A 23,028-nucleotide genomic window follows, 5' to 3' on the forward strand; every position below is an offset into this window, starting at 1 on the left:
AACTGTCCCAGGCTCGCTTCAAGGGTTTTCCGATCTCATCGATTTATAAAAAATTCCCTGAATGAAGCCATTTCTGATCGTTCAGTTTCCAGGAACTTTTGAAAGATCTTGTCGCCTACCTGCTCCCGCAGTGCGGAGATTCCGACGTCGATCAGCCTTAATCCGGTATCTGTCAACAGGATATTATCGTAATACAAACCGCCGATACCTGAGGGGCGTCTGAGATCCCTGTGAACAAAGCCGCTTTTGTGAAGCTGGTTGAGTTCGTCTTCAAACACATCCAGCCATAATTCCCTTTTACCAACTTCAAAAGCGCGGAAGTCGATAGGTTTCAACCGCTCCATCACAAGCATTTCTGCCTCAAACTCTTCACGGAAATCCAGCCTTACGAATTTTACAACCAAATCATTAACCTGGTTGGCATACTTCATTTTATCAGCCTCGGAGCCAATATCCGAGCGCGTGTCGCCCACGAAAAGCTTGGCTACTTCAGTTTCTGAAAGTGCAATCACAATATTGTTAGCACCAGAAGAAAGTCGGTTCGGATATTTCATTGAATATAGCGTCGATTTGTAGTCAATTTAAGCGGGCTAAGCGAGCGTTCATATCTGAGAGACAATTTACGTTGAATATCTTCTCGGCATGAAAATTTATGCTCGGTTCCCTAAACTTCATCGCAAATGGCAAAGGCTAAGAAAAAAACAAAGAAATCAGGCACCAAGAAGAACAAACTTGGAGTGAAAAACTCGCTGGTAAATAATATCAATGCCCGAAAAAAGAAAGGCACTTCTAGATCTAAAAAGAAAAAGACGGTCAGTAAGAAGGCATACGCCAGAATGCAAAAAAACTGGGGCCGCAAAAAAGGTAAAAAGACAAAGAAAAGCGGTAAAAAGAAGCGCTAGCTGACAACGTTGACGGGTGACCCATTTTGAAAAGTTTGCAGGTTATCGGCAGTCAGCTGCATTAACCTTTGCCGCGCCTCAAACGTCGCCCAGGCCACGTGCGGTGTGATCACGCAATTCGGTGCTGATAGCAGTGGATTATCATTCTTTGGCGGCTCTACCGAAAGTACATCCAGACCGGCCCCTGCAATGGTACCGTTTGTCAAAGCTTCTGCAAGATCATGTTCATTGATTAGCGGGCCGCGACCTGTATTCAAAAGCAGCGCGCCCGGTTTCATGGAGGCAAGGCTGTTTTTGTTGACAATTTCCTTTGTCTCCTCCGTCAGCGGGCAATGCAGACTAACCACATCACTGTTTTTGAAAAGTGCTTCCAGCGAAACCATTTCAATTCCCTGCACCGGTTTTGGATGCTTGCGGTAAGCGATAACCTTCATGCCGAAAGCCAGTGCAATTTCGGCCACATTCGATCCGATATCTCCTAAACCGATCAGTCCCATTGTTTTGCCAGCCAGTTCAGTGAGCGGCGATTTTGAGTAGCTGAAATCCTGCGAAGAAGCCCATTCACCCGCAAAGACGCTCTGGCTGTGTGTTTCAACCCGGTTGACAAGTGCAAGGAGCAATGCGAAGGTTTGCTGGGCAACAGAGGCAGAGCTGTAAGCTTTTACATTGGTTACAATGATACCCTGCTTTTTGGCGGCTTCCATATCGATGTTATTGTAACCGGTAGCTGTAACACCAATGTACTGCAACTTCGGCAGCTGCGATAGCGTGGCAGCCGATAGTACTACCTTATTCACCAAAATCGCCTCGGCGTCGCTCGCCCGCTCCACGATCTCTTCCGGCCTGGAACGGTCGTATATTTCAATATTCCCCAGCTCTGAAACGGGGGCCCAGTCCAGATCGCCCGGGTTCAAAGTATATCCGTCAAGTATTACAATGTTCATGGTTCGGTTTCAGTTAAATATTGCGCCAGCCCAGTACGGAATAGTCAGTCCTTTTCTGATTTTGATCCCCGCCGTAAACAAGCGTTTTGGTACCCGCGAGCCCGTTACTTACTTCATTGAAGAAATTCATTCCTTTGAAATGCTCAGTCAGCACGGTTTGTGTTGATTTTATTTCAAAAATGTCAAACGCATTCCCGTTTTGAGTCAAAAGGTCAATCTCGTGCCCGTTGGAATCACGCCAGAACCAGTAATCATTGTGAAGATACTGATGTGCATTTTTCTTTTGATACTCGGCAATAATAAGGTTTTCGAAGATATTTCCTTTGAACGGACTGGTATGAAAAGTCTCTGCATTTCTGATCCCGAGAATGTGACAAAGCAGCCCGGTATCGTAAAAGTATAGCTTGGGAGTTTTTACAACGCGTTTATTAAAATTCTGATAGTAAGGTTGAAGCTGAAAAATAATGTAACTGCTTTCAAGTACCGATAACCACGATTTGGCTGTCGGCTGTGAGATACCGCATTCATTTGCAAGTGAATTCAGATTGAGCAGCTGCCCAACCCTGCCCGCACAAAGACTAACAAATGTCCTGAATTGTCGCGTATCTCTGATACTGGTAAGTTCAGTAACATCCCTTTCCACATAGGTTTGAATATAGTTGGAATAAAAAATACCAGGCTTGATCGAGCGGTCAAATACAGCAGGGTAAAAACCGTTCAGGCATACATCAGCTACATCATCCGCCAGCAAATTCCCGGATTTCATTTCGCTAAAATCGAAAGGCAGCAATTTGAACAGCGCAACCCGCCCCGCCAGACTCTGGGTAATACTGTTAAGAAGCTGGAAGTTTTGTGAGCCCGAGAGTATAAACTGGCCCATCATACCAGAGTTATCTACGATTGTTTGGATATAAGAAAATAATGAAGGAACCCGCTGTACTTCATCCAATATTACCTTATCTGAGTAAAGGTTCAGAAACGCAACCGGGTCGATGTCCGCGAAGGCGCGGTTGTTTGGATCTTCCAGCGAAATGTATTTATAACCTTTGAAGAGTGTCTTCAAAAGTGTAGTCTTTCCAGACTGCCGCGGCCCGGTCAATGCAATGACAGGGAACTTAGTGCTTTGTTCCCAAACTACTTTCGCTATGTCCCTGATTACAAAGTTCATACTGCCTGAAATGTCTTTTGTAAAGATAATCAAACTTTGAAATTACATAACTTCTATTTTGAAATTACATAAACTAAACTTTGAAATTACATAAACTAAACTTTGAAATTACATAGATCTAACTTTGAAATTACATAGCCTTGACTTTGAAATTACATAAAAAAAAGTCCGCTCTGGCGCGAAGCCGGAGCGGACTTTTTTACAGATAAAAATCGAAGCTTACTTCTTCGGATCAGTGCTGACTTTTCCTGCACCTACACCTTCCATTTGCATGGGGTTCGGTGTTTTTCTGCTTTGCTGTTTGTAGATCTGGAAGCGGGTTGGTTTGGAAACACGCGGGAATGCATTGTTTTCCGTGTCGATGTCCGCGATTTGCTGGTAAGGATCGAGTGTCCATTGAACCACCTTCTTTTTGGTAGAAATTACCTTATTGATCTGCTGATCGTTGAAGCGCCAGATTTCTGCCGGAAATACCGCAACAGAGTCAGTTCCGTCTTCAAAGCCCATTTTCACGATCACAGGCATCGGAAGTCCGCCTTTGTTTTTGACTGAAAGTGTATAAAAATTGGTGTTCTGCTGGATCAATGCACGCTCACTTTCCGAAAGCGAAGCCAGGTACTGCTCATATTTTTGTTTATCAGCCGCTGTTACCTTGAACGGATCGTAGCGGTTATAGAAATCCGCCATCGTGGAATCCTGTGCTACCACGGTTTCTCCTTTGGCTTTTGCATCCTGGATTTTGCTCATTGTATTCTGCTTGCGCGCAAATTCTTGACGGGCGAGCTCTTTCTCGATATCCGGATTTTGGGTATCAATGCTGAACCAATCTACACTCACCAGATCCTGGTCAACAGCTTCGGTTCCATAAAACCAGCCTTTCCAGAACCAGTCAAGATCAACACCCGACGCGTCTTCCATGGTACGGAAAAAGTCAGCCGGGGTAGGACTTTTAAAGCGCCAGCGGTTTGCATACTCTTTAAATGCATGATCAAAAAGCGCGCGGCCCATTACTGTTTCACGCAGGATATTCAATGCAGTTGCGGGCTTCCCGTAAGCATTTGGTCCCAGCCCGATCACATTCTCGGCAGAAGCCATAATCGGTGTTAGTACCGATTTGTCAGAAGACATATAATCCGTGATCTGATTAGGCTCGCCGCGACGGGTAGGGAAGTTGTAATCCCATTCTTTTTCAGCCAGGTACTGGCAGAATGTGTTCAAACCTTCGTCCATCCAAGCCCACTGACGTTCATCAGAATTAACGATCATCGGGAAAAAGTTGTGGCCCACTTCGTGAATGATCACACCGATCATTCCGTATTTCACTGCTTCGCTGTAAGTTCCATCCTCTTCCGGGCGACCGCCATTGAAGCTGATCATCGGATATTCCATTCCGCCGCCTGCTACCGAGTGGCAGGAAATCGCAACCGGATAAGGATATTCAAAAGTGCGGTCCCCGTAAGATTTCAAAGTATGCGCCACTGCGCGGGTTGAATATTGTTCCCAAAGCGGGTTACCTTCTTTCGGGTAAATGGACATACACCAGATCTTGCGGCCGCTTTTGTAAACATCGGTCTGCATGGCGTCCCAGATAAATTTCCGGCTGCTCGCAAATGCAAAATCGCGCACATTATCAGCTTTGTAAATCCACGTTTTCTTGCCTGGATTTTTATTCTCCCGCTTTTCAGCCTTTTCTGCTTCGGCCTGCGTTACGATGATTACCGGTGTTTTGGAAGTTTCAGCTTTCTTCAAACGTTGTTTCTGGGTAGCAGTAAGTACCTGTGCATAATTCTGGCATTCTCCGCTGGCCGCTACCACGTGGTCGGCGGGTACTGTAATGGCAACTTTATAGTTACCGAAGATCAATGCAAATTCTCCCTGGCCGAGAAACTGTTTGTGGTTCCAGCCATTTACATCATCATAAGGAGCAAGGCGTGGAAACCAGTGCGCAATGAAGTAGTTGGCATTTCCGTCTTTCGGGAAAAATTCATATCCGCTTCGACCATAGTACTCGGTAATGTTATAGTTCCAATCAACCCCAAAAACGAAGTTGGTACCGGGCTTCATCACTGCCGGAAGGTCAATGCGCATCATAGTACCATTGATCTTGTACGGAAGTGCCTTGCCTGCTTTGTCCTTTACTGCGGTAATGTTGTAGCCATATTCCACTTCCGGATCCAGTGAGGATCCTCTTCCATTGTTGATATTGGCAAGCTGGCTGGTGGTCATTCCTTTGTCACTGATCGCGCCGGTACGTGACATCGCTGCGATTCCGTCTTTTTTGAAAAGGTTTTGATCCAGTTGCAGCCAGATATATTTCAGGTCGTCGGGGGAATTGTTGTAAAAGGTAATGGTTTCAGAACCGATAATGCGGCGCTTTTCGTCGTCCAGTTCGGCCTTGATGTCGTAGTCGGCGCGTTGTTGCCAGTACTCGCGGCCCGGTGCACCGGAAGCCGCGCGTGTTGAATTTGGCGTTGGCAGCATGGGGCCCAGCTGTTCAAAACGGTCGTTGTACTGGTAAGTGGCGGAAGTCGGCAGCTGCTGACCATAGGAAGCTACGGAAACCAGCAGAAAGAGTAACGGGAGCAGGAGTTTTCTCATAATTAGTTAGTCAGATGTAATAAATTCTTGTTATTCGGCACTTCCGCCTGTAAGGCTTACAAAAAGCTCATTGTTCAGGATAAGCGAAAACGCCATTCCTACAATAATCCCGGAAAGTATGTGAATCCAGCTGAGGCGCTGTGCCCGCAGGATTTCAATCACCACAAAAGCAATGGAAAGGATTACAAAAACGATGATCAGCTGACCCAGTTCGAGTCCGATGTTAAACCCGAGCAACGGGTTGAAAATCGAGGCTTCCTTGCCCAGCAATGCGCGGAGGTAGTTTGAAAAACCCAGCCCGTGGATAAGGCCGAAGAAAAGTGCAAGTCCATATCTGGTTGTCGAGTTCTCCTCTTTTTTACCAAAAGAACCCTTGGGGACTTTGTAAAAGAAATTCAAAGAGCCGGTAATTACGATGGTAACGGGGATAAGAAGCTCTATCCAGGCCGGATCAATGTTAATGAGGCCGAGCGTTGAAAGCGCCAGTGTAATCGAATGTCCGATTGTAAAAGCAGTTACCAGCACGATCACCTTTTTCCAGTCAATCAGGGTATATATTGTACAAAGTGCCATGATAAACAAAATGTGATCGTAGCCATTGGCATCTGTGATGTGTTCAAAACCTAATTGCAGGTAAGCTTGGAATTCGGACATTCAGTAGAATTAAGATTAGCAATCCTGACAAATTAATTGTCAAGACAAAATAACGGAAACGAAGTTATCCTTTTCGATGGAGGAATGCAATACGGGTTTTGTGGTCAGGAAGAGAAATTTACCCGTATAAAAGAAAAAAGACCGCGAACATGTGTTCACGGCCTTTCTAAATTCTGACACCAATTATATAAGACTATTATTATTTTTTGATCTCGTAGTTTGCGTTCTGTGGATCCCAGTTCGCCCATTTGTCAGTCCAGTCAGTTGTTCCGAATGCACCAACTACTGTGTTGGCTTCAAATCCTGTCGGCAACGTAGCGCCACCTGTCAGCAATGAAGAGCCAGCTTGTGGAAGCAAACCTGGCTTCGCAGTGATTGAGTTGTAACCAGTCGCCAGTTTCAGATCTGCAACAGCGCCAACCATGTTTTTGCTTCCTGCCGGAATGAAAAGTGCTTGCGTGATTCCTTCAATTACGCCTTGTGCAGGAGTTCCTGTGATAGCAGCTGCATTTCCGTCCATTTTAATTCTGCCTGCAACGAAGTTTGCGAGAGTAGCGTCACCTTCAATTCTGACAGCAGAACGTGGCCATGCGCCTGTAATCAGCGTGTTGTAAACCGAGATCGCAGAATTTCTTCTGATACGTATTGCCGAGTTGAATTTGGCATTAACTGTTCCTTCTGCCATAGCGATAGTAACATTGGCGAATTTCGCAGAAGTTTGGGGAGTTGCAGCTGTACCTGTTCCGTCGTTATCAGACTCAAAGCCATTTGAATCACCAGCTAAGTCAGCTACAGCTGGGTCACGCAAGATGAAACCGTACTGTACGTTTCCTGAGAAACCATTATCTGTATCAAAATCATCGTCCAAACCACGGTAAGCGATCAAGTGCTTTGCATTCACTGATCCACCAAACCATTCGAATGAATCATCACCTGAGTACGAAACTTGTACGTAGTCAATCTCAGTTCCTGAACCAACGCCACCGAATGTAAGGCCGTTGATCTCCTTATCCGTTTCAAATGCGATACCAGCAAACTCGATACGCACATATTTAAGTTGTCCTGAGTTGTCAGCTGCTTCTGTTCCGCCATATACAGATTGGTTTTCACCTTCAATTACTGCATCAGGTTTGTTAACAGGCGCTTTTCCAAGCAGGATCAAGCCTCCCCAGTCACCAGCTTTACGCTGTCCGGCTGGCATGCTTGATGTAAAAATGATAGGCTTATCAGCAGTTCCTACGGCAATAATCTTTCCGCCTGGCTTAACGATCAGTGAGCCTTTCTGCTTTCCGTCTCCTTTGATGATCGTTCCCGGCTCGATAGTCAATGTAGCGCCAGACTCAACATATACAAATCCTGAAAGTAAATATTGGTTGGAAGCCGACCAGGTAGTGTTGGATGTGATTTTGCCAGTGACGGTTTTCATTTCACCTACCGGAGTTACAATATCCTCGTCATCATCATCGTCGTCGTTCGTACAAGAAATGGATCCGAACATTGTAAGCCCCAACATCAGCAAGCTCAAAAGTTTACCTGTGTTTTTCATAAATTCAATTGTTTGTTTTCTGTTTTAAAGTTCTTTTTTGATAAGAGAGCCGGTTTACGACTTGCGGTTTTATTAAAATTTATAAGTCACGCCAATGGTTGAGTAGCTGCCTCTTTTGAAGCTTTGGTAAGATTCATCCACATCGGAAATTTTCTGGTCCTGGTTACTATCCTGGATAAGGCGGAAGCGCTGATTGAGCAGATCCTGGATTCCCAATTTGATTTCAAGGTGTTCTCCCAATGCCTTCACTATGTTCAGGTCGATGATGTTTCTCGGCATCTCGTACACGGTTGGCTGCAAATCCTTATCTCCAACCAGGAAGATCCTGCGGCCTACCACGTTATAAAGTGCATTCACCTGCCAGCCACGGTTTACGTCATTGTAGTAAAGTCCTGCATTGATCAGGTAAGGCGATTGGCCCTGCAACTGACGGTCGTTTTCCTGTCCGGCAAAGCCAGTCAGTACATTGCTATGGATTACCGATGCATTCAGCACTACGCTAAGGTTATCCATGAATGGAGATACGGTCAGGTTTTTGAGTGATTTACGAAGCTCGATCTCCGCACCAGCCGTGTAAGCCGATTTTGCATTGTCAACATAGAACGATACCCCTGAACCTGCGTAGCGGATACGTGTTTCGATCGGGTTTTTGAAGTGTTTGTAGAATGCAGCCACCGAGATCATCTCTCCATCTTTCGGATAGAATTCATAACGCAGGTCCACATTCTGGATCGAAGGTGTTTTCAGGTTCGGGTTACCAACGCGGGACACATCGAAGTTAAAGTCATAGTAAGTAAACGGAGCCAGCTCGCGGAACTCGGGACGGTTCACAGAAACAGAGTAGGCCAGTCTCACCAGTGATTTCTCGGTGAAGTTGTAGGCGAAGTTTGCAGAAGGCAGGAAACGGAAGATCGGGTTGTTAACGCGGATCCGGTCGCCACCACCACGCTGCCTGCTTTGCAGTTTCTGAATGTTGTTCTCAACACGCAGACCAACAGACGCATTGAATTTTTTGCTGAAAGGAATGTAAGCGCCAAGGTATCCCGCCATTAAAGAGTTCTGAGCATTATACTTGTCGTCCGTGTTGGTTCTTTCTGCGTAGTAGAGCTGGTTTGCTGCAATGTTTTGTGAATCAAAAAGCTGCGCTGGTGCCTGGCTGAGCAATTCCTGAGGAGCATTGCCGGAATTGGTCAGGTTAAACCATCTTGCTTTGAAAGCCCTGTCTTTTAGCTCGCCATAAGCGCCTGCACGCAACTTGATTTGCATGCTCTCGTCATCTTCGTAGCCATTGCGTTCAATACGGTGTTCAATATCAGCGCGGAAAGAGCTGGTATATTCGGTCAATTCAGAATAAAATCTTGCGCCTCTTGTTAAGCTGGCGTTGCTTCCCGGAACAAGTTCAACCTGGAAAGGACCGGTGCTGCCAATTGCGCGGGTTGAAATAAAGCGGCGGTAATCAGGCTCGCTGCGGAACGTTGTTCCCAATGCACCCAGCCATTTCACGGTTGTACGTGCGCCCAGCTCGTGCGTACCGCCTAGCTGGCCTGAGTAAATGCTCTTCGACTCGTAACGGAATGCGTAGTTCTGAACTTCCACATCATTGTCTGTATTGTAGCCCTGACGGAAGTTAGTCTCTTTGTTAGACAGCTGGTTGAAGAGGTTCCTGAACTCAATCTTGTGATTTGGATTGATGATCAGGGCCCAGTTTGACATCACTCCAAGGCGGACATTGTTTTGGTACAATTCGTCCTGATAAGAGCTCTGAATATCTGATTTCTGTTTTTCTTTATTAAAGCTCAGGTAACGGAACTGGGTTGTCGGTAAAAACTGGTTCGTAGATGAATAGTTGACATTATTGAATGTTGTCAACTTCATATTACCCAATTCAAATATATGGTTGTAACCCAGTGAAGCACGCAAATCAGGTGTTACCGATTTTGATTTCAAATCATAAAACTCAGGCAGCTTGCGGAATGGGTTCAATGATGCTTCCGATGGCGTATTTTCGCTTTGCAACCTTCTTGTCGAAGGAAAGCCATTTGGAAGCGCTCTGTCCGGGGCGCCAAAACCTGTCCAGTCCAATGCAGCGCCTTTGTAGTCGAGCACATTCTTGAATGTGGTATTTCCGCGGTAGCCGCCTGTGAGGCTGAATGTAAATCCGTTGTCGTCGGGGATTGTTTTTGTGTAAATTTTGATAATACCTCCTGCGAATTCACCCGGAAGTTCAGGTGCACCGGATTTGTAGATCATCATCCGGTCGATAGCCGTACTTGGGATCAGGTCAAATGAGAATGATTTTACGTCAACCTCGGTAGAAGGAGTAATCGCGTCATTCAGCATTACCGTGTTATAGCGCTCATTCAACCCGCGGATAATCACGAACCGATCATCCTGAATAGAAACACCCGGCACGCGGCGCACAACCTGCGAAGCGTCACGGTCCTGCGACTTCTGGATCTGCTGTGCCGAAATACCTACCGCGATCTGCTCAGCCTGCTTGATCTCGGTAATTACTGAAACATCAGTAAAGGATTGACGCTGGCCAACAATCTTTACCTCTTCCAGGTTTGCCACATCTTCTTCAATGGTGGTATTGATCAGAACAGCCTGGTTCGGGTAAACTTCGATCGCAATTTCTTTGGGCTTGTACGATACATAGCTGATGATAACCGTCTGCTTTCCTGTGGGAATATTGGAAATGTCGAAATTACCTTCGACGTCGGTTGCAGTACCAATGGGAGGAGTAGAGCCTTTCAGTACCACGCTGGCACCGATAACAGCTTCTTTTGTTTTAAAATCTACTACTGTGCCTTTTACAGAGCCTGTCTGCGCGAAAGCGAGTGAAGTAGTAAAGAGGAGAATGAATAAGAGGGATAAATTAGCTTTCATGTTTTTGTGTCAGATTTATGACACAAAAGTAGATCGCCAATATTACCCCAATGTTAACCGTATGTTACGACTCAGTTATTTCGGAAACGCTTTTTTTGTTATAAATCAAGGACTTATTCTACAATTCCCTGTCCCTTCTCCGCTCCGAAATCTTCCAGGTCATGCACAAACCCATTGATCACTGCATACCTTACTTTACCTGCTTTTTTGAGGATAAAGGTAGCCGTATTGCCCAGGCCGGGAGTTCCCGAAGGTACAGGCTGACCGCTCCTGAGTATATGCAATGGAGTAGTGGTAAAATAAAGCCCGAGTGCACGTGTGTTGGCGTCGGCAGCAAGTCGCACGTAGGTATAGCCTTCTTTCAGGAGATTCAATGCATTCAGCTTGCTGATTTCGCTCACGTTTTTGTAGGTAGTAGGGTACACCTTGCCTTTTTCGATGGTATATCCTTTTGCGTCCAGCTCCTGGCTTCCGTATTGTGGGTGCAGGTCGCCGAAATCTTCTATTTTACTGTAATAAAAAAACCTGGTCGCATTCGAGTAGCTGACTTCGTTACGGTTAATGCCCAGGTCGGCGGTAAAGGATTTCCCTGACTGCCTCACAGTCGCATTCCTGACTACGAGGTCATAAACCCAGCGGCCGTTTTCGGGGATCTTATAGTAATCTTCGCGATTTTCCTTGGTAAGGGAGTTGTCAGCGATCTTACCCAATGCAGACAATATTGCCATGAAGTTCAGCTTGCGTATAAATTGCTTTTCCGGGTCGCCTACATATCCGCCTGACTCTATCAGTACAAGCGTAGTTCCCCATTTTTGTACATTATCACCAAACCCGCGCGGCTCATGGTCGTCGGCGTACCGCGCTACCTGACTGGGAATGTACTTTTGCAAAATCTTATTCATCCCCACGATGAGCTGCATAGAGCGCTGGCGCACATCGTTGATCGACAATTCGTAATCATAGGAAGTCGCAAGGAATGAAATCGTAGCCACTTTTGGGCTCCTGCCTGCGGAGTAACGCGGGCTTTGGTCGTGGAGGTTGAAACCGTAATCGGGTTTCAGTTTATCCACCAGGCCCTTCAATATAGCTGCTTCCGGTGTTTGCCGGGCGGCGGCGTCACGGTTCATATCAATGCCCTGCACGGTGCGGCGCTGGTACCTTTCGGCACCGTCGGGATTGAGCATGGGTACAAAGTACAGCGTGGTTTTTTCCAGCAGCTCTTTACGGAAGCTGTCAAATCCGTCATTCTTTCCTTCCAGGAAATTGAATATGTCAAAGCTCGCCATTGTGGCAGTGGGCTCGTCTCCATGCATTTGCGTCCAGAGCAGTACCTTTTTCTTGCCGGTACCTACTTTGATCATCTGGATTGTGCGTCCTTCAAACGACTCACCGACCTTTTCGATCGTGTACATTCCATTGCCCTGTCGCTTTGTAATCAGGGGAAGGATATCTTTTTGTTTGAACCTTCGCTGCGTCAATGCGGCTTCGCGGTAGGTTGGGTGTGCTTTGAAAAGCTTCTCGGCCAGATCGTCAGACTGTGCCATGGAATTTGAGGTGATCAATGTAAGGAGTAATAAAAAAAGACGTGAAATAGATAGTTCCATGATGGTATAAAGCCATTTTCAAACGCAAGGTACGAAGAAAACTCTAAGCAAATTTTAATGCAATTTTTACGCGTAGCGGCAACATTATTTACATTTTTCCTTACATTTGTGTCATGATAATCGCTGAAACATATCATCATTTTCATCATAGCCATCTGGCTTTCGGTCGTCTTGGGTGATATGTTTTTGCAAGTAGTGTTGTAATAAGGTTGAATACATAGTATCCCCGGAAGCCCGATTTTCTAATCGGGCTTTTTTTATTCTTTCCAACAGTATAACCGGATGAAAACCGTAATTATTAAGTACAATGCAGGTAATGTGCAGTCGGTCATGTATGCACTGGACAGGCTGGGCGCAGGGTACATCTATACCGACGATGTGACCGAAATTACCACAGCGGACAAAGTCATTTTTCCGGGTGTGGGAGAAGCAAGCACCACCATGAACTACCTCCGGCAAACCGGCCTGGACAAACTTATTCCTACATTGAAGCAGCCTGTTTTCGGTACTTGCGTGGGAATGCAGCTGATGTGCCGGTACTCGGAAGAAAACGACACGACCTGCATGGGGATTTTTGATGTGGATGTAAAAAGGTTTCCCGCTACTGCCGGCATGAAAGTGCCGCACATGGGCTGGAATAATATATCTGACTACAAAACTCCTCTCACCGACTCCATTCCGGAGAATGCATTCATGTACTTTGTACACAGCTATGCAGCGCCGGTTTGTGAGTATACAGTTGCTACCTGCGATTACACATTTCCATTCAGCGCAATGCTGCATAAGGATAATTTCTATGCGGCACAGTTCCACTGCGAGATCAGCGGCAATGCAGGTCAGCAGATCATCGAAAACTTCCTGAAACTCTAATCATAACCACTCCGAGCATGATTGAAATAATACCCGCCATTGATCTGATAGAAGGAAAATGCGTGCGCCTTACACAAGGGGATTACGGCCAAAAGAAAATCTACAACGAAAACCCGCTCGAAGTTGCATTGCAGTTTGAAGATGCAGGATTGAAGCGGTTGCATCTGGTAGATCTTGACGGGGCAAAAGCCAAGAAAATCGTCAATTGGAAGGTACTTGAAGCCATTGCTTCCAAAACCAGCCTGCACGTAGACTTTGGTGGCGGTGTACAGTCTGACGATGATCTGAGGGTTGTTTTTGAAAGTGGCGCAAAGCAGGTAACCGGTGGCAGTATCGCAGTTAAAAAACCTGAGATCTTCGAAAACTGGCTGAAAACTTACGGAGGCGAAAAGATCATTCTCGGGGCAGATGCCAAGAATGAGAAAATCGCGGTGAGCGGCTGGGAAGAAGGTACTGCACTATGGGTTTATGATTTTGTGGAAGAGTACGTAGAAAAGGGGGTGAAGTACACGATCAGTACCGATGTGGCGAAAGATGGTTTGCTGCAGGGACCTTCGTTTGACCTCTATAAAAATCTTCAGGATAAATGTCCCGGACTGCATATCATTGCCAGCGGCGGGATCAGCGGGATTGAAGATGTTGAAAAATTAGCTGAAATGAACATTTACGGCGTTATTATCGGAAAGGCGATCTATGAAAACAGGATCAGTCTTGCCGAGCTAATGCGATTCTCCGCCTGATAATATGCTAACTAAAAGGATTATCCCCTGCCTGGATGTAAAGGACGGCAGGACTGTCAAGGGAGTCAACTTCGTGAACCTGCGCGACGCAGGCGATGCCGTAGAGCTGGGTGCATTGTACGCCGCCCAGGGTGCCGACGAGCTGGTGTACCTGGATATTACCGCCACGATCGACGGCCGCTCTACATTCATTGAGCTCGTAAAACGTGTTGCGCAAACGATCAATATACCTTTTACGGTAGGAGGCGGTATATCCTCCATTGCTGACGTTTCTGCATTGCTGCACGCCGGCGCCGACAAAGTTTCTATTAACTCAGCTGCGGTGCGTAATCCGGACCTTGTCAATGAACTTTCACTTGAATTTGGAAGTCAATGCATTGTAGTGGCGATCGACACACGTTATATAGATACTGAAAACGGCAAAGAGCACATCGTCCACACGCACGGTGGCCGCAAGCCGACCGGCCTCAGGACGATACCCTGGGCGAAAGAAGTGGAAGACCGGGGAGCAGGCGAGCTTTTGCTGACTTCCATGGACACAGACGGTACCAAAAACGGTTTTGCTCTTGAACTGACAGCAACGATTTCAGGTAATGCCAACATTCCCGTCATCGCCTCAGGCGGAGCAGGAGAAATGGCGCATTTTTACGATGTATTTACCACAGGTAAAGCCGACGCCGGGCTTGCGGCAAGCATTTTTCATTTCAGGGAAATAAACATCCCGGATCTGAAAGCCTACCTGGGCGACAGGAAACTTCCCATTAGATTGACAAGATAAACCAGACGAAATGAACGATAACTTTTCTACCATCGACTTTGATAAGTCAACCGACGGGCTGGTACCCGCCATCATCCAGGATGTTCATACAGACAAGGTGCTGATGCTTGGTTATATGAACAAGGAAGCGCTTGAAAAAACAAAGACAGAAGGTACGGTTACGTTCTTCAGTCGCAGCAAACAGCGTTTATGGACAAAGGGTGAAACGTCTGGGAATTTCCTTTTTATCAACGAGATCATTGCGGATTGTGACGGCGATACATTGCTGATCAAAGCCACTCCGGCAGGGCCAACATGCCACACAGGCGCAGATACCTGTTTTGGGGAAAAAAATAGTCAGGATGCCCGAATAGGGGAGGCGTTTTTTCTCAACTATCTTCAAAAGAAAGTGATCAGAGAGCGAAAAATAAATCCTTCGGAGGAGTCCTACACCAGCAGCCTTTTTAAGCGCGGGATCAACAAAATCGCCCAAAAAGTAGGTGAAGAAGCGGTCGAAGTTGTGATAGAGGCGAAGGACGATGATGTGGATCTTTTTAAAAATGAAGTGTCCGATTTGCTCTTCCACCTGCTTGTTCTTCTGGAGGAAAAAAACATTGACTTAGATGAGGTAATTGACGTACTTCGTAGCCGTCACCAATAATTGCTTACCGAATGAAATTACTCCTACGACTTGTAATCAGTGCTTTGGCAGTGCTCATCGGCGCCAATTTAATTCCCGGGGTTGCAGTTGAAAGTTTTACTACGGCCATCATCGTGGCAATTGTTCTTGGAATCCTCAATACATTCTTAAAGCCGGTACTGCAAATACTCGCACTCCCCATTACCATTCTTACGCTGGGACTGTTCTATTTTGTCGTTAACGTATTCATTATTTATCTCGCCAGCTTTCTGGTTGATGGATTTTACGTGAGTAACTTCCTGTCGGCTCTTTTCTTCGGGTTGGTAGTTTCAGTAGTTTCCGCGATTCTTGGTATGTTTTTGGATTAGTGTATGAACGACCTGCAAATCAGGTCGTAAATGGATACACATGATTTGAAAACTACTGATTATGCTAAGTCAACTAGAGGAGATTAAAGACACGCTTTTTAAGTATTTCGAGACACGTATCGATTTATTTAAAATTGAAACCAGGGATAAGATCGAGCGCGCCGCTGTAATGGCAGTGTACGGTGCGCTGATACTTTGCATTGCATTGACAATCCTTATACTGGTCGTTATTTTATTAGGAACTTTCCTGAACAGGTGGTTGGATAGTGATTACCTGGGATATCTGATTTTGCTTGGGGTATTTGTTATCAAACTGATTATCTGGATTGTATGGAGAGAAAAGTTTGTTCATATGATCCGCTCGGTTCTCGTAAAGTTTATGGGGGACAAAGAGTGACCAAGCTTTTAGCCGCATATTAGCTGATAAATAATCTTGAATTGCTATTTTTGGATTCCTTTTGAATCCCCGGGCACCATTAAACAGTAATGAAATGAGTACTCCAATAGATTCTTCGGTAAAAGTCAAACCTTTTTCGTCAGACACTGACAAAGCCAAGCATGATCTTCTGCTTGATGCAGAGATCTACCGTGATAAGCTGGAAAGCCAGTGGAGCGACCTTAAAACAGACGCAACTACGTACGGTAAGCAGGCACTTGTGATCGGCGGCGTACTGGCTACTACATTCGTTGTGATGAATGCTTTTTTGCCTAAAACCAAAAAAGACAGGGAAAGAGAACTCGGAAAAGCCAGGGAAAAGGAAAGAGATAACGAACTGCTCCTGATAAGCCATAAAAAGCTTAAAGAGGAAAAAAAACAGTCACAGGTGGTGCAGGCAGTTCAAAGTTTGGCCTGGACACTGGCTGTGGGTTGGGCCCGGCACAAGCTGAAGCATTTAATTGAAGACGAACGAAGAACTGAATGAAAACAGCGAAGCATCAAATCGCAGACCTCCTTTTGACACGTAAAGAAGAAAAAAGGAAATCGTTTGCTGTTCTCTTAGACCCAGATAAAGTTAATCTTTCTACATTTCCGAAATTCCTTGAATATGCGGCTGGTCATGGTGTTGACTTCTTTTTCGTAGGAGGCAGCCTGATCACCAACTATGCTATTGACAAGCTGATCTCAGCAATTCACGAGTACACAGATATACCTGCTATCCTTTTCCCGGGTAGCAGCCTGCACATTGATCCGTCTGCCGACGCCATTCTTTTACTTTCGCTGATCTCCGGCCGCAATGCAGAATTGCTGATCGGGCAGCACGTGATTGCAGCACCACTTTTGAAGCGCAGCAACCTTGAAGTACTTCCAACCGGCTACATGCTGGTGGAGAGCGGCAAACTCACTACTGTTTCCTATATCAGCGGGACTACCCCATTGCCCCGCGACAAGCCGGGTATCGTGGCCTGTACCGCAATGGCGGGCGAGTACCTGGGTCTCAAGAACATTTTCCTCGATGCCGGAAGCGGCGCCCAGTTTCCAGTTCCCGGTGAAATCATTGCTGCGGTTCGCGGAGCAGTAGGTACGCCTATTATTGTTGGTGGCGGGATTAACTCTTACGAGAAAGCGGATATCGCATTAGGTTCCGGTGCTGATGTAATTGTAGTTGGAAATGGAATTGAACAAAACCCAGAACTACTTCCCGAAATTGCTGCCTGCGTGCACGCTTACAACACCAAGCCTGAACAGGTTTGATAATTCACCAGGAAAATATTGGACTTAGGTAAGAGATTTAAGTTTTTTCTAAGGAATTTTTAAGTTCTTGGAAAAATACAATCTCAAAATGTAGGAATATTCAATTCAATCCTGTTACCTTTGTAATGAACCTTAATTACACCCAAGAAATGAAAAAATTCTTTGCATTTGCGTTTGTTGCCGGGATGGTAGCTTTCGCTTCTTGTACTAGCAAGCCAGCTGACGAGTCTGCTGACACTACTGCTGTAACTGTTGAAACTCCTGCTGTTGATACAACTGCTGTTGATACAATGGCTACTGATTCAGCTGCTGCTGACTCAGTTAAGTAATCAGACGTACAAGTCGAAATCTTGGAAAGGCCCTATGAAAATAGGGCTTTTCTTTTTTTATTTAAGGATGAAAAACATATCCTTTGGCCTGCATGTTCCCCCGGCCGCGAGCGGCTACTGCGCCGAGCTCTTTCATACCAATCACTTTGCATTTTCCCTATCACGACCACGTCGCACAAGGCTTGGTGATTTTACGGTCAAGCCCGGATTAATCCCAAAAATAACTGTAAATGCCAACCTGAATCCATACAGTTTTCTGGTTACTTACCTGCATGAAGTAGCACATTGCGTCGTTCATTATAAATACAAAACGAAGTTAAGGAAAAGGGTCGCCCCGCACGGGCCTGAGTGGAAGTACGAATTCGGTGTGTTGCTGCAACCAGTTCTGAACGAAAATATTTTTCCCAAAGACATTCTTGTGCACCTGGTTCGTTATGCTAAAAACCCCGCTGCATCTACCGGTGGAGACCAGCTGCTTTTCAATGCACTCCGGAGCTATGACGAGCACGCAGCAGATACCGGCAGGATAACGTTGGCGCAGCTCCACGAGGGTACCAGTTTCATGTTTCAAAACAGGGTGTTTACGCGGGGTACGATGAGGAGAACACGGGTACTTTGCACTGATAAAGCTTCACAGCGTCTATATACAATACCTGCCCATGCATTGGTGGAAGCGTGCTGATTATTTCAAATTAATACTTTCTACGGTTCTGATTTACCTGGGCATTTCGCCTGGTATCTCGCTGGTTGCACAATCTGTGCTGGCGAGCGGTGAGTGGTACAAGCTCGCAGTAACGCAAACTGGTATTCACAAGATTGATGCGGCACTGTTGCGTCAAATGGGCGTGGCACCAGCTACAATCGACCCAGCTCAAATACGTGTTTTCGGCACGGGCGGCGCAATGCTGCCTCAGTCCAACCAGGCGCCGGTCGCTGGCCTGACTGAAAATGCAATTCTGGTTCAGGGAGAGGAAGATGGCAGGTTTGATAATTCCGATGTAATCTACTTTTATGCAGAAGGTCCGCACGTCATTTCATACGATTCTGCAAAGGCCGAGCTGAGGCACCAGATTAACTACTATTCAGATACTTCTTATTATTTCCTGAATTTCGGTCAGAAAGCGGGTCTGCGAATCAGGAATGAGAATCCCGTCGTAGCTTCGGGGAAGGTGATCAACTTTTTTGACGATTACTGGTACCACGAGCAGGATGCAAGTAACCTGCTGAAATCCGGCAGGGAATGGTGGGGGGAATACCTGAGCAGCGCGCCACTCACTGTTGAGGCTGAGCTACCGGGCGTACTGCCGGCTTCCGAAATCAAATTCAGGAGCTCGGCGATTGCTGCGGGGCCGGTAAATACACGGTTTGTGTGGCAGTTGAATGGAGAGACCGCGGGTGAAACCGCTGTCGGGACGGTAGGTGCAGGAACTTACGATGTAAAAGCACTGCGGTCTGATTATACGACAGCGTTAACAGCCCCTTCAAATCCTTCCAGCGTTTTTCGTTTGTCAGTCACACACAACAAGAATGGGCAGGCTGCTGCACAAGGTTATCTCAATTATTTTGCATTGCAGGTAAAAAGGCAGCTCCGCTTTGACGAAAAACAGCAGATTTACTACCTCTTGCCGCAATCCACAGACATAGCAACTTACCAGTTTACCGATCCGTCAGCAGAATGGAACCTTTGGAATGTCAGTAACGCTGCACGACCGGCCTCTGTTTCAAATCAAAATACTTCCGGTCCATTTACATTTACCAGAAAAGACGGACGGAAACCTGCGCGCTATATCGGGTTCAGGGGAGATCAGGCTTTTGCGCCGGTGTCCTGGAAACCGGTTGCAAGCCAGGACATAGCTTCCGCTGAAACCCCCGATTTGCTGATTATCACACCGGCTGCTTGGGAAAGTGAAGCAAAGCGGCTTGCAGCATTTCGCAGCAGTCGCAACAATTTAAAAACACTCGTGGTAACAACCCGGCAGATCTATCCTGAATTTGCGGGAGGTCGGCCCGATGTAACTGCGATCCGGAATTATGTTCGGCATTTGTATTTAAAATCTCCGGGTAAGCTCCGGTACCTGCTTCTTTTCGGCGACGCCAGTTTTGATTATAAAAATCTGACAAAAAGCCAGACGCCATCACAAAATGCTAACTGGGTTCCGGTATATGAAAGCCGGGAGTCGCTGAATCCGGTTTACACTTATTCATCCGACGATTATTTTGGTTTTATGGAGCCAAATGAAGGAGAATGGAGCGAGCAGGCTGCTGGCGACCACACGCTGGAAATTGGCGTAGGAAGGTTACCGGTAAAATCGGTAGCCGAGGCCAAGGTAGTAGTTGACAAGCTGATCCGCTATGAAGCACTCAGCTCGGAGGGCAGCTGGAAGAATATCGTGCGCTTCATTGCGGATGACGGAGACGGGAATATTCACCAGCGACACGCTGATCAGCTGGCTAGTCTGATCGAAAACGATTTTTCTTCGAAGCGGATTTTCATTGATCAATATCCACAAACTACTACTCCCGAAGGTCAGAAAGCACCGGAGGTAAACAGGCAGATCAGGAATGCAATTGACAATGGAACGCTGATCATCAACTACACAGGTCACGGAGGAGTGGGTGGCTGGGCGGAAGAGCAGGTGCTGACGCTCTCGGATATGCTGAGCGCGAGGGGAATGAACAATCTGCCGCTGCTGTTTACTGCAACCTGCGACTTTGGCAGGTACGATGATCCGGGCACAGTATCTGGCGCCGAAACGATGGTACTTAGTCCCAAAGGTGCGGCGATAGGCGCAATAAGTACGACAAGACCGGTTTTTTCAAGTACGAATTTCACGCTGAGCAAAGCTTTTTATGAAGCCTTGATCACGAAAGGGGAGGGCAGGTTAATGGGGGATTTGATACGGGAAACCAAGAATAAGGCACTTGTAGGCAGTCTCAACAGGAATTTTACGCTATTGGGGGATCCATCAATGCGGCTCGGCAGCGGGCAGAAGGGAATCCGGTGGTTGCAGGCGCCTGACACGCTGCGTGCATTGCAGAAGGTGAGTTTGACAGGCGAGGTTTTTAGCAAGGTAAATAACCAGCGTGACACGCAGTTTAACGGAAAAGCGCGCGTGGTTATTTATGATAAACAGGTCCAGTTTGAAACGCTGGGGAATGAGGGCAACCCGGAAAGTTATTCGGAGTTTCGAAGCAGGTTATTTGACGGCGCTGTCACCGTGAAAGACGGTGTATTCACTTGCCAGTTTGTGATGCCCAAAGATATTGATTACAGAGTCGGACCGGGTAGGGCGAATGTGTACGCTGTACGGAATGACAGTACAGCCGACGCGTCTGCTCAGCTTACCTTGACGGTAGGAGGCAGCGCTGCATTGCTTGTTGATAATACGCCGCCGGAAATCTCAGCTTATATGGATGAGCCAGCGTTCCGGAGCGGAGACCGGGTTGGCACTTCTCCCGTGCTGATCGCGCATATCAAGGATGATAATGGCGTGAGCCTCTCAGCAACCGGCATTGGTCATGATATTACATTGACTTTAAATGACACGCTGACAACCGTGCTCAACGAGTACTTCACAGCGGATCTGGATAATTACCGGGCTGGTACAATCCGGTATCCGTTTGATAATTTGCCAGCCGGTGAATATAATGTGAGGCTAAAAGTGTGGGATACGTATACTAACTTTTCTGAATCATCGTTCGGATTTCAGGTAGTGAAACCAGGGGGTATCCGGCTCAATGCAGCCAAAGTTTTCCCCAATCCTTTTATAAACGATCTGTCTTTTGAATTAAACCATGATCGTGCGAATGAGGATGTCGAATTAATTTTAAATATTTTGCTTGTAAACGGGCAGCGTCTGGGTACTTTCAAGTGGTCATATTATAACAGCGAAGCGAACATAAAAGAAACGCTGAGCGCTCAGCAACTTGGAAGCGGGGTTCCCTATCATGTTCCATTGGTTTACCAGCTGTTGATACGATCATTAAAAGATAGTACCTTCGACCAAAAATCAGGGAAGTTGATACGCTCTCAATAATGTAATAAAACTTAGCAAATTTTTAGTAATAACTATCTTTCATTGTATTTTTGACCCTTTAAAAGAAGCTGATACAAAGCACTTCCTATCGCAAATCCATTCTATATGAAAATTTTTTTTGGCGCATTTTCTTTTTTATCTATTCTCACACTAGGCTCAGTTTCTGCTCAACAAGATTCAGCCAGAATCCCCGCTTCTCCACTTACTTTTTTAACATTTGCTCCTGACGCAAGAAGCGCAGCGATGGGAGAGGCAGGTGTCGCTTCAAGCCCGGATGCGAATGCAACTTACTGGAATGCGGCAAAGCTTCCATATAACACCAAGGATTTCGGTATTTCAGCTTCTTATACTCCCTGGTTGAGAAATTTAGTAGATGATATGTGGCTTGGGTATTTGTCAGCTTACAAAAAATTGGGCGACAATCAGGCAGTTGCATTATCGGTTAATTACTTTAACAATGGCGAGCTTGATCTGCGTGACGCGATAGGTACGCAGTTGGGTTACTTCAATTCACGCGAGCTGGCAATCAACGGTACTTACTCCCGCCAGCTTGGAAGAAACTTTTCAATGGGTTTAACATTGAAATACATTTCATCTAACCTTGCCGGCGATGCCGTAATCAAAGGGGTTTCATTAAGCCCGGCGCGTGTTGCGGCTGGTGATATCAGCGCATATTACAGAAAGCAGATCAGGAATGAAGATACTGGCAGCGAACTTACCTGGTCGCTGGGTGCTGTACTTTCCAATCTTGGTGGTAAAATCAATTACGGCTCAGGTACGGATACTGAAAACTTCATCCCTACCAACCTCAGACTTGGAGCCGGACTTTCATTCACTGGCGACGGACGTAACAAATTCAACTTCATCGTTGACGCTTATAAATTAATGGTACCTACTCCGGATGGAACGGATTACAATGCCAGACCATTGCTCAAAGGCGTATTTGGCTCATTCTCTGACGCACCAGACGGTTTCAAAGAAGAAATGCAGGAAGTAGCTATTTCAGCAGGTGTTGAATATTGGTACAATAACATTTTCGCACTAAGAGGCGGTTACCACGGCGAAAACAAGCTGAAAGGAGATAACAAATTCTTCACTGCTGGTGCCGGGATTCATTTTATGGACAGGTACTCGGTGGATTTCGCCTACCTTTTCCCTGTTTCACAAACAAGTCCACTTGCCAACACACTCCGTATCACACTTTCTCTTGGCCTGAACAAAGCGGAGAAACTGGATGTGAGCGACACGGATAACTAAGAATACTATATTTTAATTTTTTCGAAACGAAT

Annotated in this window: 21 protein-coding genes; 13 read left to right on the top strand and 8 right to left on the bottom strand. The window is 46.3% G+C overall.

Features of this window, described 5'->3' with window-relative positions:
* Positions 1-35: 35 nt before the first annotated feature.
* Positions 36-554 carry a hypothetical protein gene (locus AC1XTG_RS05475; protein WP_056279827.1) on the bottom strand — a complete coding sequence of 173 codons (519 nt, stop codon included), beginning with the start codon at positions 552-554 and terminating at the stop codon, positions 36-38.
* Positions 555-680: 126 nt separating this feature from the next.
* Here AC1XTG_RS05475 and AC1XTG_RS05480 point away from each other — a divergent pair, with 126 nt between their 5' ends.
* Complete coding sequence (locus AC1XTG_RS05480) at positions 681-902, top strand: hypothetical protein (RefSeq protein WP_484841301.1); 222 nt, start codon at positions 681-683, stop codon at positions 900-902.
* On the opposite strand, the gene AC1XTG_RS05485 is transcribed toward AC1XTG_RS05480, so the two are convergent.
* The 7 genes from AC1XTG_RS05485 to AC1XTG_RS05515 all read right to left on the bottom strand — a co-directional run bounded on the left by AC1XTG_RS05485 (position 899) and on the right by AC1XTG_RS05515 (position 12,245).
* Positions 899-1,846, bottom strand: a complete 948-nt coding sequence (locus AC1XTG_RS05485) for a D-2-hydroxyacid dehydrogenase (RefSeq protein WP_484841302.1) — start codon at positions 1,844-1,846, stop codon at positions 899-901. The two genes, AC1XTG_RS05480 and AC1XTG_RS05485, sit on opposite strands and share 4 nt — an antisense overlap.
* 13 nt (positions 1,847-1,859) lie before the next feature.
* On the bottom strand, positions 1,860-3,014 hold the full coding sequence (locus tag AC1XTG_RS05490) for an ATP-binding protein (RefSeq protein WP_484841303.1): 1,155 nt from the start codon (positions 3,012-3,014) through the stop codon (positions 1,860-1,862).
* Positions 3,015-3,233: 219 nt separating this feature from the next.
* A complete protein-coding gene (locus tag AC1XTG_RS05495; protein ID WP_484841304.1) occupies positions 3,234-5,612 on the bottom strand; it encodes a M1 family metallopeptidase in 2,379 nt (792 codons plus the stop codon).
* Between the two features lie 30 nt (positions 5,613-5,642).
* Positions 5,643-6,266, bottom strand: a complete 624-nt coding sequence (locus tag AC1XTG_RS05500) for a HupE/UreJ family protein (protein ID WP_484841305.1) — start codon at positions 6,264-6,266, stop codon at positions 5,643-5,645.
* A 199-nt stretch (positions 6,267-6,465) separates the two neighbouring features.
* Complete coding sequence (locus AC1XTG_RS05505; protein ID WP_484841306.1) at positions 6,466-7,812, bottom strand: T9SS C-terminal target domain-containing protein; 1,347 nt, start codon at positions 7,810-7,812, stop codon at positions 6,466-6,468.
* Positions 7,813-7,884: 72 nt separating this feature from the next.
* Positions 7,885-10,701: a TonB-dependent receptor gene (locus AC1XTG_RS05510; RefSeq protein WP_484841307.1), complete on the bottom strand. Its 2,817-nt coding sequence runs from the start codon at positions 10,699-10,701 to the stop codon at positions 7,885-7,887.
* A gap of 113 nt (positions 10,702-10,814) precedes the next feature.
* On the bottom strand, positions 10,815-12,245 hold the full coding sequence (locus tag AC1XTG_RS05515) for a M14 family zinc carboxypeptidase (protein WP_484841308.1): 1,431 nt from the start codon (positions 12,243-12,245) through the stop codon (positions 10,815-10,817).
* 342 nt (positions 12,246-12,587) lie between these two features.
* Between AC1XTG_RS05515 and hisH the strand changes: the two genes are divergently transcribed.
* From hisH to porV, 12 genes are all read left to right on the top strand, one after another.
* Positions 12,588-13,175 carry an imidazole glycerol phosphate synthase subunit HisH gene (gene hisH / locus AC1XTG_RS05520; RefSeq protein ID WP_056279846.1) on the top strand — a complete coding sequence of 196 codons (588 nt, stop codon included), beginning with the start codon at positions 12,588-12,590 and terminating at the stop codon, positions 13,173-13,175.
* Positions 13,176-13,192: 17 nt separating this feature from the next.
* On the top strand, positions 13,193-13,915 hold the full coding sequence (gene hisA / locus AC1XTG_RS05525; protein ID WP_484841309.1) for a 1-(5-phosphoribosyl)-5-[(5-phosphoribosylamino)methylideneamino]imidazole-4-carboxamide isomerase: 723 nt from the start codon (positions 13,193-13,195) through the stop codon (positions 13,913-13,915).
* Positions 13,916-13,919: 4 nt separating this feature from the next.
* Positions 13,920-14,693: an imidazole glycerol phosphate synthase subunit HisF gene (gene hisF / locus AC1XTG_RS05530; RefSeq protein ID WP_484841310.1), complete on the top strand. Its 774-nt coding sequence runs from the start codon at positions 13,920-13,922 to the stop codon at positions 14,691-14,693.
* 10 nt (positions 14,694-14,703) lie between these two features.
* Positions 14,704-15,333, top strand: a complete 630-nt coding sequence (gene hisIE, locus AC1XTG_RS05535; protein ID WP_056279852.1) for a bifunctional phosphoribosyl-AMP cyclohydrolase/phosphoribosyl-ATP diphosphatase HisIE — start codon at positions 14,704-14,706, stop codon at positions 15,331-15,333.
* A gap of 11 nt (positions 15,334-15,344) precedes the next feature.
* On the top strand, positions 15,345-15,680 hold the full coding sequence (locus tag AC1XTG_RS05540) for a phage holin family protein (protein WP_056279854.1): 336 nt from the start codon (positions 15,345-15,347) through the stop codon (positions 15,678-15,680).
* Positions 15,681-15,741: 61 nt separating this feature from the next.
* The gene (locus tag AC1XTG_RS05545) at positions 15,742-16,077 is read left to right on the top strand and encodes a phage holin family protein (protein WP_056279856.1); all 336 of its coding nucleotides are present in this window, start codon (positions 15,742-15,744) and stop codon (positions 16,075-16,077) included.
* A gap of 94 nt (positions 16,078-16,171) precedes the next feature.
* Positions 16,172-16,603 carry a hypothetical protein gene (locus tag AC1XTG_RS05550; RefSeq protein ID WP_056279858.1) on the top strand — a complete coding sequence of 144 codons (432 nt, stop codon included), beginning with the start codon at positions 16,172-16,174 and terminating at the stop codon, positions 16,601-16,603.
* Entirely contained in the window at positions 16,600-17,373 is a 774-nt protein-coding gene (locus tag AC1XTG_RS05555; protein WP_056279860.1) for a phosphoglycerol geranylgeranyltransferase, read from the top strand. Before AC1XTG_RS05550 ends, AC1XTG_RS05555 begins: the two co-directional genes overlap by 4 nt.
* 125 nt (positions 17,374-17,498) lie before the next feature.
* Complete coding sequence (locus AC1XTG_RS05560) at positions 17,499-17,702, top strand: hypothetical protein (RefSeq protein ID WP_484841311.1); 204 nt, start codon at positions 17,499-17,501, stop codon at positions 17,700-17,702.
* A 67-nt stretch (positions 17,703-17,769) separates the two neighbouring features.
* A complete protein-coding gene (locus tag AC1XTG_RS05565; protein WP_484841312.1) occupies positions 17,770-18,384 on the top strand; it encodes a hypothetical protein in 615 nt (204 codons plus the stop codon).
* A complete protein-coding gene (porU, locus tag AC1XTG_RS05570; RefSeq protein WP_484841313.1) occupies positions 18,362-21,739 on the top strand; it encodes a type IX secretion system sortase PorU in 3,378 nt (1,125 codons plus the stop codon). The genes AC1XTG_RS05565 and porU overlap by 23 nt, the downstream gene beginning before the upstream one ends.
* 105 nt (positions 21,740-21,844) lie before the next feature.
* Positions 21,845-22,996 carry a type IX secretion system outer membrane channel protein PorV gene (gene porV / locus AC1XTG_RS05575; RefSeq protein WP_056279863.1) on the top strand — a complete coding sequence of 384 codons (1,152 nt, stop codon included), beginning with the start codon at positions 21,845-21,847 and terminating at the stop codon, positions 22,994-22,996.
* The last annotated feature ends 32 nt before the right edge of the window (positions 22,997-23,028 follow it).

The sequence above is a fragment of the Dyadobacter sp. HNCC25DJ183 genome, from assembly GCF_056895175.1.

Coding starts and splice junctions, on each gene's coding strand:
- AC1XTG_RS05560 (WP_484841311.1), top strand. CDS start 17,499: ATGAACCTTAATTACACCCAAGAAATGAAAAAATTCTTTGCATTTGCG.
- AC1XTG_RS05500 (WP_484841305.1), bottom strand. CDS start 6,266: ATGTCCGAATTCCAAGCTTACCTGCAATTAGGTTTTGAACACATCACA.
- AC1XTG_RS05515 (WP_484841308.1), bottom strand. CDS start 12,245: ATGGCACAGTCTGACGATCTGGCCGAGAAGCTTTTCAAAGCACACCCA.
- hisA (WP_484841309.1), top strand. CDS start 13,193: ATGATTGAAATAATACCCGCCATTGATCTGATAGAAGGAAAATGCGTG.
- AC1XTG_RS05490 (WP_484841303.1), bottom strand. CDS start 3,014: ATGAACTTTGTAATCAGGGACATAGCGAAAGTAGTTTGGGAACAAAGC.
- AC1XTG_RS05485 (WP_484841302.1), bottom strand. CDS start 1,846: ATGAACATTGTAATACTTGACGGATATACTTTGAACCCGGGCGATCTG.
- AC1XTG_RS05480 (WP_484841301.1), top strand. CDS start 681: ATGGCAAAGGCTAAGAAAAAAACAAAGAAATCAGGCACCAAGAAGAAC.
- AC1XTG_RS05495 (WP_484841304.1), bottom strand. CDS start 5,612: ATGAGAAAACTCCTGCTCCCGTTACTCTTTCTGCTGGTTTCCGTAGCT.
- AC1XTG_RS05555 (WP_056279860.1), top strand. CDS start 16,600: ATGAAAACAGCGAAGCATCAAATCGCAGACCTCCTTTTGACACGTAAA.
- AC1XTG_RS05475 (WP_056279827.1), bottom strand. CDS start 554: ATGAAATATCCGAACCGACTTTCTTCTGGTGCTAACAATATTGTGATT.
- AC1XTG_RS05565 (WP_484841312.1), top strand. CDS start 17,770: ATGAAAAACATATCCTTTGGCCTGCATGTTCCCCCGGCCGCGAGCGGC.
- hisIE (WP_056279852.1), top strand. CDS start 14,704: ATGAACGATAACTTTTCTACCATCGACTTTGATAAGTCAACCGACGGG.
- porV (WP_056279863.1), top strand. CDS start 21,845: ATGAAAATTTTTTTTGGCGCATTTTCTTTTTTATCTATTCTCACACTA.
- AC1XTG_RS05540 (WP_056279854.1), top strand. CDS start 15,345: ATGAAATTACTCCTACGACTTGTAATCAGTGCTTTGGCAGTGCTCATC.
- AC1XTG_RS05550 (WP_056279858.1), top strand. CDS start 16,172: ATGAGTACTCCAATAGATTCTTCGGTAAAAGTCAAACCTTTTTCGTCA.
- porU (WP_484841313.1), top strand. CDS start 18,362: ATGCATTGGTGGAAGCGTGCTGATTATTTCAAATTAATACTTTCTACG.
- AC1XTG_RS05545 (WP_056279856.1), top strand. CDS start 15,742: ATGCTAAGTCAACTAGAGGAGATTAAAGACACGCTTTTTAAGTATTTC.
- AC1XTG_RS05510 (WP_484841307.1), bottom strand. CDS start 10,701: ATGAAAGCTAATTTATCCCTCTTATTCATTCTCCTCTTTACTACTTCA.
- AC1XTG_RS05505 (WP_484841306.1), bottom strand. CDS start 7,812: ATGAAAAACACAGGTAAACTTTTGAGCTTGCTGATGTTGGGGCTTACA.
- hisH (WP_056279846.1), top strand. CDS start 12,588: ATGAAAACCGTAATTATTAAGTACAATGCAGGTAATGTGCAGTCGGTC.
- hisF (WP_484841310.1), top strand. CDS start 13,920: ATGCTAACTAAAAGGATTATCCCCTGCCTGGATGTAAAGGACGGCAGG.